General features: G+C 66.0%; 14 protein-coding genes and 2 pseudogenes. 7 read left to right on the top strand and 9 right to left on the bottom strand.

Annotated elements, in window-relative coordinates; translation table 11 throughout:
* Positions 1-23: 23 nt before the first annotated feature.
* The 3 genes and pseudogenes from ACQY5A_RS12820 to pdxH all read right to left on the bottom strand — a co-directional run bounded on the left by ACQY5A_RS12820 (position 24) and on the right by pdxH (position 2600).
* Complete coding sequence (locus ACQY5A_RS12820; protein WP_428340735.1) at positions 24-1493, bottom strand: PE-PPE domain-containing protein; 1470 nt, start codon at positions 1491-1493, stop codon at positions 24-26.
* Positions 1494-1556: 63 nt separating this feature from the next.
* Positions 1557-1756, bottom strand: a pseudogene (locus ACQY5A_RS12815) (hypothetical protein); the annotation flags it as partial.
* 184 nt (positions 1757-1940) lie between these two features.
* Complete coding sequence (pdxH, locus tag ACQY5A_RS12810) at positions 1941-2600, bottom strand: pyridoxamine 5'-phosphate oxidase (RefSeq protein ID WP_428340734.1); 660 nt, start codon at positions 2598-2600, stop codon at positions 1941-1943.
* 77 nt (positions 2601-2677) lie between these two features.
* Here pdxH and ACQY5A_RS12805 point away from each other — a divergent pair, with 77 nt between their 5' ends.
* From ACQY5A_RS12805 to ACQY5A_RS12790, 4 genes and pseudogenes are all read left to right on the top strand, one after another.
* The gene (locus ACQY5A_RS12805) at positions 2678-3928 is read left to right on the top strand and encodes an HNH endonuclease signature motif containing protein (RefSeq protein WP_428340733.1); all 1251 of its coding nucleotides are present in this window, start codon (positions 2678-2680) and stop codon (positions 3926-3928) included.
* Positions 3929-4141: 213 nt separating this feature from the next.
* Positions 4142-4396 (top strand): ribbon-helix-helix protein, CopG family, encoded by a 255-nt coding sequence (locus ACQY5A_RS12800; protein ID WP_428340732.1) that lies wholly within the window; start codon positions 4142-4144, stop codon positions 4394-4396.
* Positions 4383-4636: pseudogene (locus ACQY5A_RS12795) on the top strand (type II toxin-antitoxin system PemK/MazF family toxin). Before ACQY5A_RS12800 ends, ACQY5A_RS12795 begins: the two are co-directional and overlap by 14 nt.
* An 88-nt stretch (positions 4637-4724) precedes the next feature.
* Positions 4725-5855 carry a citrate synthase 2 gene (locus ACQY5A_RS12790; RefSeq protein WP_428340731.1) on the top strand — a complete coding sequence of 377 codons (1131 nt, stop codon included), beginning with the start codon at positions 4725-4727 and terminating at the stop codon, positions 5853-5855.
* A 64-nt stretch (positions 5856-5919) separates the two neighbouring features.
* Here the strand turns inward: ACQY5A_RS12790 and ACQY5A_RS12785 are convergent, their stop codons facing one another.
* Positions 5920-7605: a CocE/NonD family hydrolase gene (locus ACQY5A_RS12785; RefSeq protein WP_428340730.1), complete on the bottom strand. Its 1686-nt coding sequence runs from the start codon at positions 7603-7605 to the stop codon at positions 5920-5922.
* 84 nt (positions 7606-7689) lie between these two features.
* Between ACQY5A_RS12785 and ACQY5A_RS12780 the strand changes: the two genes are divergently transcribed.
* Positions 7690-8313, top strand: a complete 624-nt coding sequence (locus ACQY5A_RS12780) for a TetR/AcrR family transcriptional regulator (protein WP_428340729.1) — start codon at positions 7690-7692, stop codon at positions 8311-8313.
* Positions 8314-8370: 57 nt separating this feature from the next.
* On the opposite strand, the gene ACQY5A_RS12775 is transcribed toward ACQY5A_RS12780, so the two are convergent.
* Positions 8371-10083: an FAD-dependent oxidoreductase gene (locus tag ACQY5A_RS12775; RefSeq protein WP_428340728.1), complete on the bottom strand. Its 1713-nt coding sequence runs from the start codon at positions 10081-10083 to the stop codon at positions 8371-8373.
* Positions 10084-10088: 5 nt separating this feature from the next.
* Positions 10089-11132, bottom strand: coding sequence for an AurF N-oxygenase family protein (locus tag ACQY5A_RS12770; RefSeq protein WP_428340727.1), 1044 nt, complete (start codon positions 11130-11132; stop codon positions 10089-10091).
* 198 nt (positions 11133-11330) lie between these two features.
* On the opposite strand from ACQY5A_RS12770, the gene serC reads away from it, so the two are divergent.
* Together serC and sepH are read left to right on the top strand one after the other, a co-directional pair.
* Positions 11331-12449: a phosphoserine transaminase gene (gene serC, locus ACQY5A_RS12765; RefSeq protein ID WP_428340726.1), complete on the top strand. Its 1119-nt coding sequence runs from the start codon at positions 11331-11333 to the stop codon at positions 12447-12449.
* Positions 12450-12572: 123 nt separating this feature from the next.
* Positions 12573-13376 (top strand): septation protein SepH, encoded by an 804-nt coding sequence (gene sepH, locus ACQY5A_RS12760; RefSeq protein ID WP_428340725.1) that lies wholly within the window; start codon positions 12573-12575, stop codon positions 13374-13376.
* Here the strand turns inward: sepH and ACQY5A_RS12755 are convergent.
* The 3 genes from ACQY5A_RS12755 to ACQY5A_RS12745 are packed head-to-tail and all read right to left on the bottom strand — an operon-like array spanning position 13373 to position 14900.
* Positions 13373-13639, bottom strand: a complete 267-nt coding sequence (locus tag ACQY5A_RS12755; RefSeq protein WP_428340724.1) for a DUF2537 domain-containing protein — start codon at positions 13637-13639, stop codon at positions 13373-13375. The genes sepH and ACQY5A_RS12755 overlap by 4 nt on opposite strands.
* Positions 13639-14472, bottom strand: a complete 834-nt coding sequence (locus tag ACQY5A_RS12750) for a TrmH family RNA methyltransferase (protein ID WP_428340723.1) — start codon at positions 14470-14472, stop codon at positions 13639-13641. The genes ACQY5A_RS12755 and ACQY5A_RS12750 overlap by 1 nt, the downstream gene beginning before the upstream one ends.
* The gene (locus ACQY5A_RS12745; protein ID WP_428340722.1) at positions 14469-14900 is read right to left on the bottom strand and encodes a MarR family winged helix-turn-helix transcriptional regulator; all 432 of its coding nucleotides are present in this window, start codon (positions 14898-14900) and stop codon (positions 14469-14471) included. The genes ACQY5A_RS12750 and ACQY5A_RS12745 overlap by 4 nt, the downstream gene beginning before the upstream one ends.
* Between the last annotated feature and the right edge of the window lie 4 nt (positions 14901-14904).

The raw sequence follows: 14904 nt of genomic DNA, 5'->3' as shown, positions 1-14904 counted from the left end.
TCCTGCACACGAACTCCTTACCTCTAGAAGATCGCTCCGATCAGTACGAGCGGGGCGATCCCCACGGTGAGGGCGATGGGATCACCGATCGCGTCGAGGGGGTCGCCGGCCGCCATCTCCGTCTCGAAGATGTTCTCGGCGATCTGAGGAAGGGTGAACAAGACCGTGCTGGCCATATCTATGAGCGGAATACCAGTGTGGGTCGACGACAACTCGGTGACACCCTGCGTGAACCAGTTCTCGATACCGTTCAGTTCCGCGGAGATCAAGTTGGGGAGATCGCTCGGGTCATTGAGATCCCCGCCGGCTGTTATCGTCCCCAGCAGCGGCCCGACAGCTGCAGTCGTCTCTGGCGAGACCAGCTGGTAGTTACTGGAAGTTGTCAAGTCTCTGTAAGCGTCTTGTAGTCCTTGCTGCAGGCCGTTCATCAGGGCCTGGGGCACCTGGTCCAGGACGCTTTGAGGCGGGAGGAACCCCAAGGTGGTGGGCACATCGGCGTAGCCCGGCGAAAAACCGTTGTCGATGCTGCCGTAGCCGAGGTTCACCAGCACCTTCAGGTCCGGCTGCAGCAGGTCGGCCAGCGGATTGCCGACGAAGGGCACCAACCGCAGCGGGTCCAGCAGCGGCAGGCTATCCGATGGGATCAGGTAGTAGTCGGTCAAGGTGTCGGCCGCTGAGGTCGGCAGTTGGATCGCGTCGCCGCCGTCGGCTACCGGTGTGACCTGCTCGGGTGTAAGGCCCAAATACCCGACGTGGTTGAAAAGAATGCCCAGGTAGGCGTTGAGGTCGGACACGATGTTGATCGGGTACTTCGGGAAGTCGGCGAAGCCGTCGTACTCGTAGGTGTAGATGTCAGTCGGGTAAAGATCGGACGGCGTTGCGCCGCTGAACGTCAGACCCAGGCTCGGGGCCTCCGGATTCGTACCGGCCGGCAGATCGAAACGTTCCAGCAAGCCGCCGTTGGGGGCGCTGGGATCACCCAGCGACACGAAGTGAACGTCGTCGCTGGGCACGAGTTGTTTAGTGAGCAGCGACATCGCCAGCGAGTCGTCCAGCGCACCCTGAGAATAACCGGTGACCACGACGGGATCGGCGGCGTCGACCCCGCCGGCGGCGATGAGATGGTCGACCGCCTTGACGATGTCCTGCGCCCCTTGAGCCGCCGACGCGTCGAGTGTCTCACTGAACGGGAGCGTGAACGGGTACAGCGACTCAGGCGTGGTCAGGGACTGCAAAGTGCCGGGAAAATTGTGCAGGTACAGCGCATCGTAGGCGTCCGCATAGCCTTGACCCGGTGTCGGATAGCCGCTGCCGCCAACGATCAACGCGGTGCCGTCACCGAGCGAAGAATCCGCGTTGTCAACGCTGGTGAGCTGTATCGCGCGCACCTGCACATCGGTGGGTGGGTGCAGGGGCGCCACGGTGATCAGGCCGGCACCTGCGATGGCAACAGCGCTGGTGATGTGAAGGCGACCTATCGAATGGTCCGGCACGCGGACTCCTTTCCTAAAGAGTCTGAGGACTTCCAGACACTGTCTACGCTGTCGCCGGACGAACTACCGGACGTTGCTCAAAGTGACGTATGTGAAAAGAAATCGTCCGTCCTTTCCGCGAACGACCCCGGGTGACGCTGTGGCGAGACCAACGTCGCGGCAGCCGTCCAATAGGCGGTGGTCGTAAGTGAGAACGCGGTCAGTTCGCGCTTGATCAGGGCTGCCGCCGGGAAGGTGATCGCGTCGAGAGAGCGCAAGCTGGCGAGAACGTTCCCCAGCGTGCAAAGGGACGAGTGGAGCCACGAGCCGTCCATTATTGGTGACGCCGGCTTCAACGCGTGCGAGGTATCGCGATGCGTGCTGCCGTAGTTCTCGGACTCCGATTGCGTTCATCGCCCCGAGGTAGCACAAGCGGTGCCACACCGACCGGCACTGTTCGGTCGGGATTCAGGGTTGCAAACGCTCGATACGTCCGCCCACCACCCGAATTCGGTTGTGCAGCCGGTCTTCTCGACCTTGCCAGAATTCCACCTCGTCGGGTGCGATGCGGTAGCCACCCCAGTTCGGCGGTACCGGCACCTGCTCGTGGTCGGCGAAGCGGTCCGTCACCTCAGCCAACTGATCGACCAGCGCGGCGCGCGACGCAATGGGCGCGGACTGATGTGACGCCCACGCGCCCAACTGCGAGCCGCGTGGCCGGTTGTTCCAGTAGTTCTCGGTGGCGTGCGGATCGACCTTGGTGACCGGTCCGCGGATGTGGAACTGCCGGTTCAGCAGGTACCACGGAAAGGTCGCCGAGGCGTACGGCGTCTGTGCCAGTTGTTCGCCCTTGGCCGAGTCGTAGTTCGAGAAGAAGACGATGCCGTCGTCGTCGACGCCCTTGCACAGCACCGACCGGCTGACCGGCCGTCCCGACTCTACGGTGGCCAACACCATCGCGTTGGGTTCGGCGACGCCACCGTCTTGTGCCTCGCCAATCCATCTGCGCAACAACGCAAGCCACCCGTCATCGAGCCAGTCGACGCCGAGGTCCGGGCTGCCGTCACGCTCCTTGGAGCCGTACTCCTTACGCATTGCCGCCAGGTGCTCGTTGTCTGGTCCCGCCATCGCGCCAACGCTACCCGCGTTCAGCTGCTGAAATCGGGTGGCCGGGATTTGTCGGTAGTGGCTGCCATGATGGCGTCATGTCTTCGATCACATCCACTGACGCTTTGGCGGTGAGCCCTGCGCAGCGTGTTGAGGTGTTGTTCGAGGAGTTGGCGGAGTTGGCGGGCCAGCGCAACGCGATTGATGGGCGGATCGTGGAGATCGTCGCCGAGCTGGATCGTGACGAGCTGTGCGGGGCTACGGGTGCGCGGTCGGTGGCGGCGTTGGTGGCCTGGAAGCTGGGCTGGTCCTCGGGAAACGCTCATACGATCACGACTGTCGCGGGCCGGCTGCCGGAGTTTCCCCGCTGCACGGCCGGGATGCGGGAGGGCCGGTTGTCGCTGGATCAGGTCGGGGTCATTGCGGCGCGGGCCGGTGCGGGGTCTGATGAGCACTATGCGCAGCTGGCGGCCTGCGCCACGGTCAATCAGCTGCGCACCGCGGTCAAGCTAGAACCGCGACCCGAACCCGAACCTCGGCCAGAGCCCGAGCGCTCGATCACCACGACCAGCACCGAGCGGGGCAGCTGCTATCGGATCACCCTTGGCCACCATGACGCCGCGAAGTTCGACGCCGCCTTGGCCTCTCATCGTGATGCGCTGATCGCCGAGTGGAAGCACGATCACGGCGATGGCGCGGGCGCCCCCGATCAGCGGCCGCCGTTGCCGGGCGCCGCCGAGGCGTTTATGCGCCTGGTCGAGGCTGGCTGGGACGCCGAGGCCACCCGCCGCCCACACGGGCAGCGCACCACCGTGGTGGTGCACCTCGACGTTGAGCAGCGCTCTGCGGCACTGCATCTGGGTCCGCTGCTGCCCGAGGCCGAACGCCGCTACCTGACCTGTGATGCCACGTGTGAAGTCTGGTTCGAACGACACGGCCAGGTCATCGGGGCCGGCCGGGCGACCCGGCTGATCAACCGGCGGCTGCGCCGCGCACTGGAGTATCGCGACCGTATGTGCGCGGTTCCTGGCTGTGATGCCACCCGTGGTCTGCACGCCCATCATCTCCGGCACTGGGAAGACGGCGGCCCGACCGAGTTGGCCAACCTGGTGCTGCTATGCCCTTATCATCACCGGTTGCACCATCGCGGGGTCATCACCATCACCGGACCCGCAGACGCGCTCATCGTCACCGACAACGCCGACCGACCATTGAGCCCGGGATCGCTGGCGCGCCCACCAACCCAACCCCCACCCAAGGTGGCGCCCTGCCCGGGACCTACCGGCGAGCGCGCCGACTGGTGGTGGTATGACCCCTTCCAACCCCAACCACCACCGACCAACAACTAGCGTGGTTGGCCGGGCCGGTCAGCACGGCCAATGTATCGATGCCCAAACACGTTGCGGCATTCAGTAACTCGTTAACTATGCCCCGCTGCATACCGCGTCGTGGACACCGGCGCACACCCGCGACGCCAACTCCTCAACAGCACGCCCGTGACAGTGCGGGCCAATGTGAGCCAAGTCGGGAACGCGGCGGGGACGTCTGGCGACGTACCGCGCGTGTATGACAGTGCTGAGTTCCGGGCGGACGATGCGGATGTTGCCGCGGCCGCGCATTGGGCGCAACGACTGGGAGTGGATCGGTCGGAAGTGTTGCGGGACGCGCTACGGCGGCATCTGGCCGAGCTCGCTGCGGACCACGACGTCCCCGCCTACGCCGAACAGCCGCTGAGCCCAGAAGAAACGTCGCTGGCCAACATCGCCGATTGGGGCCTGGCCAAAGAGTGGCGCGACTGTGCCGATGCGAAGGGGTGAACTGTGGTTTGCCGCGACCCCTGGCGGCGACCGACCGTTTATGGTCCTCACCCGGGATGGTGGCTGGTCTCCGAACTGGGGCTGACAGTCGACCAGGATCATGTTCCTAGCGATTGCGTCGTAGACTTCGACAACATCCATACCCTGCCGCGCAACGCTTTTCGTCGGAGGATCACCCGATTGTCGCCGACGCGCCTTCATGAGGCGCGTCGCACGTTACGAGCCAGCACCGGATGCTGAGAGCGATTCCCCTAAACCCCAGGCAGCGTCCCCACGCAGGTTACCGACCGGTAGCAACCGGCCCGCGACCGCGTGGGAGAATTTGGCCATGACTGTCATCTCGGACAAGATCCCGGAGAATTTCGTTGCCGGACTCGAAGGCGTGGTGGCATTCACCACCGAGATCGCCGAGCCCGACAAAGACGGCGGCGCCCTGCGCTACCGCGGTGTTGACATCGAAGACCTGGTCAGGCAGCACGTCACATTCGGCGATGTCTGGGCTTTGCTGGTGGACGGAAAATTCGGCGACGGACTGCCGCCCGCCGAGCCGTTTCCGCTGCCGATCCACAGCGGCGATGTGCGGGTCGACGTGCAGGCCGGCCTGGCGATGCTGGCCCCGATCTGGGGTTTCCAGCCGCTACTCGACATCGACGAAGCCACCGCCCGCGATCAGTTGGCCCGCTCATCGGTGATGGCGCTGTCCTACGTCGCGCAGTCGGCCCGCGGCATCTACCAGCCCGCCGTTCCGCAGCGCGTTGTCGACGAATGCTCAACCGTCACAGCGCGTTTCATGACGCGGTGGCAGGGCGAGCCGGACCCCAAGCACGTCGAGGCCGTCGACGCCTACTGGGTGTCGGCCGCCGAGCACGGCATGAACGCGTCGACGTTCACCGCGCGTGTGATCGCCTCGACCGGCGCCGACGTCGCCGCGTCGTTGTCGGGGGCCGTCGGTGCGATGAGCGGTCCGCTGCACGGCGGTGCGCCGGCTCGCGTGCTGCCGATGCTCGAAGAGGTCGAACGCACCGGTGACGCGCGCGGCCTGGTCAAGGGAATCCTGGACCGCCGCGAGAAGCTGATGGGCTTCGGGCACCGGGTGTACCGCGCCGAAGACCCGCGGGCCCGCGTCCTGCGAGCGACCGCCGAGCGACTCGGCGCACCACGCTATGAGGTGGCGGCGGCCGTCGAGCAGGCTGCCCTGGCGGAGCTGCGCGAGCGGCGGCCGGATCGGGCCATCGAAACCAATGTCGAGTTCTGGGCGGCGGTGATCCTGGACTTCGCCCAGGTGCCGGCCCGGATGATGCCGGCCATGTTCACCTGCGGCCGCACCGCCGGATGGTGTGCGCACATCCTCGAGCAGAAGCGGCTGGGCAAGCTGGTCCGCCCGGCGGCCATCTACGTCGGCCCGGCGCCGCGGAGCCCCGAGTCCGTCGAGGGCTGGGACGGCGTTCATACGGCCTGATACCACGCGGAGTCGGTGGCACACAATCGGCTTCACCTGACGGCCGGTGCCGCGCTGGTCGCGGTTAGCGCGGGATTACCGGGACGCGGAGTCGTGCGGGTCGGTCGGGTCCCCAGTGCAAGGTGCATCGCGCGCGTGGTGTCGGGACGTATGAGGCCGGGAAGGCGCCATAAAGCGGGTTGCGTGGGGCGAGCGGTCGGCCTGCGACGGTGAGGCGGACGTGCTCGCCGCTGTGGAACGCGGTGGCAGAGGGGCCTAACGCCAAGTGGACGGGGACGATCTCTCCGGGCGCGAGCGGTTGAGGCGTAGCGAAGGTGTGCACCGGCTCATTGATGGTGGACCGCTCTGGATCGAGTTCCCGCAGGGATGCACGTTGCCAGCCCATCGTGACGCGGTCTCGACCGTAACCGTATGACCCCTCGAACGAAATCCATTGTTTGGCAACCCATTTCTCGACACCGACGAACAATCCGACGTCGTCGGCGCCGTCGACCGACAGCCATAGACTCAGGCTCATCGGGCCCGTCAGCTCGAGATCACCGTCGACCGGGAAGGAGAACGCCGCGGCGTGACGCCGGGTGCGGAAAGTCACGGAAGCATCGACGGGCGCCGGCGTAGTCACAAGGACTCCGTTGTCGGAGAGGTAGAGATCGCGCCAGTCGGTGCGCCGCAGGGGCCATTCATGTTCGGAACGGATCTCGGCGATCACGTCGCGCCGCTCGCGGATCTCGAGGCGGACCACTGGCGGCTTGGGCACGTCGCGGCCTTTGACGTACCGGTCGAAGAAGCGAAGTTGGGCCTGCAACGCGTCGTCGCCGTAGAAGGTCGCCCATTTGCCGCCGCGGTGGGTGTAAACGAATTTGTCTGTGGAACCGACCTTTTCGAATGCCCGGAAGGATCCACGGCTGTGCAAGTTGTTGTCCGAGAAGCTCCCGCAGACAAGCATCGGCACCTCGATCTTGGAAAGATCCGGCACCAACGATTGCCACCAGTCATCCCGCAGGGGGTGGGTCTTGCGCTGCGCGCCGATGTCCTCGTTGGTCCTCATCGCGCGCTTGACCGCCGTCTGCCAGATGCGGGAAAAGCCGTTTTCGACGATGCCTCCCGGGTTGAACAGATCCCGATAGGCGTCGGTCATTCCTTCCCATGGGCAGATCGCCTTGAGGCTCGGCGGGTGCAGCGCGGCCGCCTTGAACTGCGACATCGCCAGATAGGAAACCCCGAGCATGCCGACGTTGCCGTTGGACCAGGGCTGCCGGGCAGCCCACTCGATGATGTCGTAGACGTCTTGGCCTTCTTGGTCAGACATCAACGCGCCCACACCTTCTGAGGTGCCAGCACCACGTACGTCGGCATTGATCACCGCGTAGCCGTGGCTCAACCACCAGACCGGATCGGGTGCTTCCCAGGTGGTCAGAGCGGAGAACTCGACGGGACTGGGCTGCCGCATGATGCGGTACTGCGGGCTGAAGCTCCACCGTCCCCACTTGCGTTTGGGCACGTCGTCCTTGCCATATGGATGGGCCGAGAGAATGACGGGAAACGGTCCCTCACCGGACGGACGGTAGACGTTAGCGCGCAACACGACCCCGTCGCGGACCGGCACCGCGACATCGTGGTCGGTCACCACATCGGGGGGCGGCGGAGACACATGCACCGGCGGCCGACGGATCCCGCGGATCCGCGCTGCGGAATAGCGGGCCGCGCCGGGCCGCCGCCACGGGCGGTCGTAGATCGGATACGAGTCCATTGCGAACCTCCCAGACGTTGTTATTTGAGTGGCGCTCAATAACGTTAGAGTAGCACTCAAATGTGCTGGGATAGACTCTCGCGTATGGACAGCACGCCGCCACGCAACACCACTCGGTTGCGCGAGGCCGGTGCGGCCTCTCGAGCGGAAACTCGCCGGTTGCTTCTGGCCGCAGCCGCCGATGAGTTCGAAGCCGTCGGGTACGTCGCGGCGACGGTAAGTCGGATCGCCGCGGGCGCCGGGGTCACCGTGCAAACGCTGTACCTGGCCTGGGGTAGCAAACGTGCGCTGCTACGTGCCTACCTGGACGCCACGCTGGCGCCGGGGGCATCGCCCTCGGGAGATCACTTCGCCTCCCAGCTGCGCCCCGACACCCCGGCGGGAACCCTTAGTCAGATCGCGGCATTGTTCTGTGGCGTTGCCCGGCGTTCAGCACTGGCGTGGCGGGCCTACCGCGATGGCGCGGCGGTCGATCCCGCCATCGCCCAGGAATGGCACCAACTCCAGACCCTGCGCAAAGCGACGATGACGGCCCTGCTGGCGACGATTCCCGACGAGGCGATGCGACTTCGGCGAGAAGACGCGGTTGACACCGCCTGGGCAATTGCCAGTCCAGCCGCCTACGACCTGATGGTGTCCGACGCCGGCTACACACTGCAGAGGTTTGAGGCCTGGATCGCAAGCACCCTGCACGCGGCGATTCTGTGACCGGCGACGCGAGTTTTCGCGCTTCTCCGGCGGCGTGCCGCACGTTTCAGCGCCGTATTAAGCGAGGTCGGCCAGTTCCCGCAGCCGGTCGACCACCCGGTGCCGCAGCGACGGCGTCGGCGCCGACGACGCGGCATCGAGCATCTCGGCGATCGAGGTGAACTTGTTGCGCGGCCGGTCGGCGAGCTCGCCTCGCGCCATCTCGGCGGCGTCGATGGCGCGCCAGCCGTTGGCGTCGACAACCTTGGGCTGACGCTGCCGCACTAGCTTGTCCAGCGCCGCCGGTTTGCCGATCGGGTCGCGCAACAGGCCGGCGTTGTAGTCGTCGACCAGACGCTGCACGGTCTGTGCCGCGCAGGATTTGTTGGTGCCGATGAACCCGGTGGGCCCGCGCTTGATCCACCCCGCGACGTAGGCGCCATCCACTGGCCTGTCGGCGTCGGCGTGCATGACGCGGCCGCCGTCGTTGGGCACCACACCCGCCTCATCATCGAACGGCAGGTCTTTGATTGCCTTGCCGTGGTAGCCGATTGACGTCAGCACGAGGCCGGCATCGATGGTCTGCACGTCGTCGGTGCCGGTAACCCCGAATTCCATCCCGCTGGTGTGCTGCCGTCCCAGCACCCGGTGCGGCGTCAGGTTGTAGGCCAGCCGGATCCGCGGCCAAGACGCCGGGCCCACGGGGACGGATGCGTCACCGAGATGGCTCAGAACTTCCAGCTTCTGTCTCGTCACGGTGTCGGTGACGGTGGCGAGGTTGCGCAGCACCGCTTCCCGATCAGCCTCGGCGAGAACGACTTCCGCCGTGGTGGTCAGCCCGATCAGCTCGGGCAACGTGAACGCCGAGTGCTCGGGCCCGCGCCGGGCGGCGATGACGACCTCGCGCACCCGCGACTCACGAAGAGCGGCCAGCGCATGGTCGGAGATGTCGGTGTGAGCCAGCTCGTCCGTATCGGAGGTCACTACGCGGGCGACGTCCAGCGCAACGTTGCCGTTCCCGACAACGATCACCCGCTCGTGGCTGAGATCGACTGGCAGATCGACGAAATCGGGATGCCCGTTGATCCACGCCACAAACTCGGTGGCGGTACCGGTGCCGGGCATATCCATTCCCTCGATGTCCAGCCGGCGGTCGTTGGGCGCGCCGACCGCGTAGATGACGGCGTGATGATGTGCCAGAACGTCGTCGTGGCTGAGCTGGTCGCCGACCTCGACGTTGAGGAAGAACCGGAATTCGCGACGGCGCGCGATCTGGTCGAAGAGCTTGGTGACGCGCTTGGTGGTCTGATGGTCAGGTGCCACCCCGGCGCGCACCAATCCATAAGGGGTGGGCAGCTTTTCAAAGACGTTGACCCGCACGCCCTGCTGGGTCAGTAGTTCGTCGGCGGCATACATGGCGGCCGGGCCGGATCCTACGATCGCCACGGTCAACGGACCGCTGTGCTTGCCGTGCACTTCCGGTGCGGGGATCACCGGCGCCAGTTTGGAGGTCGGCGGCAGCTTCTCGCCGGCCGGGCGATCCGGATAGAAACTAGCGTTGAGTGCGATGAACGGCAACTGCTCCGTCGTCAACCGAGAGTCAGGGGCAATCGCTCCCACCGGGCACGCGCTGACGCACGCACCACAGTCCACACACGCCACCGGATCGATGTACAGCATTTCAGCGGAAGCGAATTCCGGCTCGTCCGGCGATGGATGGATACAGTTCACCGGGCAGGCGTAAACACAGGACCCGTCGCTACAGCACGACTGGGTGATGACGTGCGGCATCTGATTTACGCAGCAACCGTCAGGTGCTCGCGCTGCGGCTCGCTGCGGTAGCGCGACGGCTTGCCGTCGATCTTGCAGATCTTCCAGATCAGCCGGGCCAGCGGGTTCATCAAACCCGTGTCGCGGCACAGCATCCGGACGTCACCGAACATGTCGCGCAGCATCTGGCGTGATTCCGGTGAGGAGAAGAACACCTCTTTGCGCACTTGGCGCGGGATGTCGAACTCTTTCCAGAAAGCCTTGGGCGGCACCACGATCGCCGAACACAAGACACGCATGGTAAGCGGCACGTATAGCGAGAGCCAGAAACGCTTGCGGCGCGGCAGGTCCGGTACGCGCTTGCGCAGGTACTCGTGGGCGAACGAGATGTGGCGGGCCTCCTCGGCCACGTGGATCGCCATCACCCGCTCCATGATCGGGTGCAATTCTTTACCCTCACGCAGCACGTTCTTCTGGGTGTGATCGATCGGCTCTTCGCCGGCAAGGATGCCGAACCAGAACGGGATCGGCAGCGGACCGGCGACCAGTGGGATATAAGGCTGGATCCACTTGAGCAGTCGCGGCATTCCGGGAACGTCGCGACCGATGTGGTTGACCATCTCCTGGAACATCATGGTGTGGTTGCACTCTTCGACCGCCTCGTGCAGGCAGTACCGGTATTCCGGCGACCCGTTGGGCACCCAGAACGCGTATTCCATCAGGCCACGGATCAGGATCGACTCGAAGTGCAGACCGACCTTGGCCACGTTGGCCTGACGCCACATGCCGATCTCGATCTGACGGTCCCGGGGCTGCGACTGATACCAGGAGTGCCGGCCCAGCGGGTCGGTCTTCGGAAGGATCCAGCGCGGGTCGTTGTCGACGACCGCGAACTCCGGTGACTTCCAGTCGATGTCGGTGTAGGGATTGAAGTTGCGACGCACCGACCCCTCGGACAGTGTGTTCAGCATCTCCACGTACTCGAGGTCGTCCTGGACGTCCATGTTGCGACGCCAGCGGCGGATGATCTTGGTCCGTGCCCGCTTTTCAGTGGTGTCAGTCTGAGCCATGCCCGGGCCTCCCCAACGAGGTTTACATTTGGTCGTGCAATGTCCAACACAGTACCCAAGGTATCGGGAACTTACTAGACCCCGAATGACCACTGTGCTTCATCCGTGAACAGGTGTGCACTGTGACCCCAATCACATCTCAGGCCGATGTCCGACCGGCTGAGTGGAGGTCTCGGCGAGGTCACTAACCTGGTGAACATGGCTGACCAGCTCACGATCCCCGACAACATCAAACCCGGCGACGGACGATTCGGATCCGGCCCCTCCAAGGTCCGGCCCGAACAGCTGCAGGCCCTTTCCACCAGCGCCGCCGCGCTTTTCGGTACGTCGCACCGTCAAGCGCCGGTCAAGGACCTGGTCGGCCGCGTACGCACCGGGCTGCAGGAATTCTTCTCGGTGCCCGACGGCTACGAGGTGATCCTAGGCAACGGCGGCGCGACGGCGTTCTGGGACGCCGCGGCGTTCGGGTTGATCGACAAGCGGTCGCTGCACCTGAGCTACGGCGAGTTCAGCTCCAAGTTCGCGTCCTCGGTGGCCAAGAACCCCTTCATCGGGGACCCGATCATCATCAAGGCCGATCCCGGCAGCGCGCCCGATCCGCAGGGTGACCCGTCTGTCGACGTCATCGCCTGGGCGCACAACGAGACCTCGACGGGTGTTGCGGTGCCCGTGGTCCGGCCGCGCGACGCCGGCGATGCGCTGGTCGTCATCGACGCCACCTCGGGCGCCGGCGGACTCCCGGTCGATATCGCCGACACCGACGCCTACTACTTCGCGCCGCAGAAGAACTTCGCTGCCGACGGTGGCCTGTGGCTGGCGATTTTGAGCCCGGCTGCGCTCGGCCGGATCGAGGCGATCGCGGCGTCGAACCGCTGGGTGCCCGACTTCTTGTCGCTGCCGATCGCCGTGGAGAACAGCCTCAAGAACCAGACGTACAACACCCCGGCCATCGCGACGCTGGTGTTGCTGGCCGAGCAGATCGACTGGCTCAACCGCAACGGCGGGCTGGACTGGGCGGTCAAGCGGACCGCCGACTCCTCGGGCCGGCTGTACAGCTGGGCGGCCGACCGGGCGTTCACCACGCCGTTCGTCGCAGACCCCAAGCTACGTTCCCAGGTGGTCGGCACCATCGACTTCAACGACGATGTCGACGCCGCGGCGGTCGCTAAGGTGCTGCGCGCCAACGGCATCGTCGATGTCGAGCCGTACCGCAAACTCGGGCGCAATCAGTTGCGGGTCGCGATGTTCCCGGCCGTCGAGCCGGACGACGTCAGCGCGCTGACCGATTGCATCGACTGGGTCGTCGCGCGAATTTAGCGTCCCCCGGGAAAAAGCCCAGGTGTTACCGCGTGTCCACCGGGGTCGCGGCCGCCGCCTGAGTTACAGTGCGCCGTGACAGGCCTGGCGCGCTGGTCTGCGAGGAACCTGCGAGGAGACACCATGCGGGAACTCAAGATCGTCGGACTCGATCTCGACGGCAAACACCTCATCTGCGAGGGCGACGACCCCGCAGACATGTACAAGATCCGCGTCGACGACCGATTGCGCGCGGCCGTGCGCGGCGACGGAGCCCGGGTGAATCAGACCCACATCGACATCGAGGTCACCAACATGTTGAGTCCCAGGGAGATTCAGGCCCGCATCCGCGCCGGAGCATCCGTCGAGCAGCTCGCGACGGCCGCCGGCGTAGACATCGAGCGGGTCGAGCGGTTCGCCCACCCGGTGCTCTTGGAGCGGTCGCGCGCAGCCGAGCTGGCAACCGCCGCCCATCCCGTTCTCGGGGACGGCCCGGCGGTGCTGACGCTGCTGGAGAGCGTCACCTCGTCGCTGGTAGCGCGTGGCCTGAACCCGGACAGCGTCACCTGGGACGCATGGCGCAACGAAGACGGCCGCTGGACCGTTCAGCTCGGCTGGAAGGCCGGTCGCTCCGACAACCTCGCGCACTTCCGGTTCTGCCCCGGTTCGCACGGCGGAACCGTCACCGCGGTCGATGACGCGGCCAGTGAGCTGATCGATCCCAACTTCGACCGCCCGCTACTGCGACCGGTCGCGCCGTTGGCCCAGCTCGATTTCGACGAACCGGAGGCACCTGCCGGAGCACGCACTGCCGTCCCGGTCGTCGCGCCCGGCGTCCCGGAAGGCCCCGAGCCCAAGGCCGAGCAGCCCCGCGCCCGTCGCGGCAAGCCGGCGGTGCCGGCATGGGAAGACGTGCTGCTGGGCGTCCGCTCCAGCGGGCAGCGCTAGAGCGCCATCACCACCAGGGCCAACCAAGCGCCCGCCACACCCACTCCGCCGCCGAGCACCAGCCAGCGCAGCACCGGCGTGCGTCGCCAGCCCCACAGCGTGGGCGCCAGCCCCCCGGCCGCAACGACATTCAGCCCGACGGCGAGCAGCGGATGCACCCGGATCAGGCCCAAACTCAGCACGACCACGGCAACCGCAGACACCGCGGCGACGAATCCCGCAACGGTCAAACCCGTTGCCCAGGGCGTGGATTCGTCGGCCATCAGTCGAGCCTAGCTCTAGCCCGCTCGTAGAACGCCAGCGCCGCGGCGGTCGCGACGTTGAGCGAATCGGTGCCGCGTGACATCGGGATCCGCACTCGTAGATCGCTCGCCTTCATCGCGGCATAGCTCAGGCCTGGCCCCTCTGCGCCGACCAGAATGGCGACCCGCTCGCCGTGCACGTCGGCCATCGCCTGCGGCAACGTTTTCGCATTAGCGCCGGGGGTCATCGCCAGCAACCGAAAACCGCTCTGCTGCAACGTGTTGAGCTCAGCCGGCCAGTCGCCGGCCCGGGCGAATGGCACCAGCAGGGCATGGCCCATGGAGACACGCACCGCGCGCCGGTACAACGGGTCGGCGCAGCCGCCGCCGAACACCACGGCGTCGACGTCCAGCCCGGCCGCGTTACGGAAGATGGCGCCTAGATTCTCGTGATCGTTGACGCCCTCGAGCACCGCAACGGTTGTGGCGCCCTCGACCACGTCGGCGACGGTCCGCTCGGGTTCGCGACGCGCCGCGGCGAGCACGCCGCGGTTGAGATGAAAGCCGATTGCTTCGGCCATGACCTCGGCCGAAACCCGGTAGTACGGAGCTGAATTGCCGTTCAAGTCCGCTTTGAGTTCGGTGAGTCTGCGGTCGGTGCCGAGAAAGGCCAGGGGCGTGAACGACGAGGCCAGCATCCGCTGCACGACCAGCACGCCTTCGGCGATCACCAGGCCTTTGCCGCTGGGCAGATCGGGACGCCGATCGATGCTGTTGAGGTCGCGGAAGTTGTCCAGCCGCGCGTCTTCGGGATCGTCGATGTCGCAGACGACCACAGAATCGTTCGTGCTCAAGGGCTTTCGTCGACCAAGGCAAGCATCAAGTCGGCGGCCACCCGCAGCGTGTCACGCTCGGAACCTCCCAGCGTCTCCAGTCGTTGCGTGAGCCACTCCTGACTCGCCCGGCGCTCGGCTTCCATCAACTCGGAGCCGGCGGCGGACACCGACACCAGCACCTGCCGGCCATCGTCGGGGTGCGCAACGCGGTCCACGAATCCGAGCTCGGCCAATGAAGCGATCACCCGGGTCATCGACGGCGGGCGAACCCGCTCCCTGATCGCCAAGGCGCCCGGGGTCATCGGGCCGAAGTTCGCCAACGTCGCCAGGGCCGAGAGTTGCGACAGCGACACCGGGGACTGCGGCCGGCGGAACCGCAGCTGGCGGGAGAGTCGCATCACCGCCAACGACAGGTCGCTGGCCAGTCGGCTATCGCGATCGATCACACGC

Origin of the sequence: Mycobacterium sp., assembly GCF_965277065.1 — a bacterium.
In the GTDB taxonomy this organism is placed as follows: Bacteria; Actinomycetota; Actinomycetes; order Mycobacteriales; family Mycobacteriaceae; genus Mycobacterium.
This window is presented reverse-complemented; position numbering and strand designations above follow the sequence as displayed.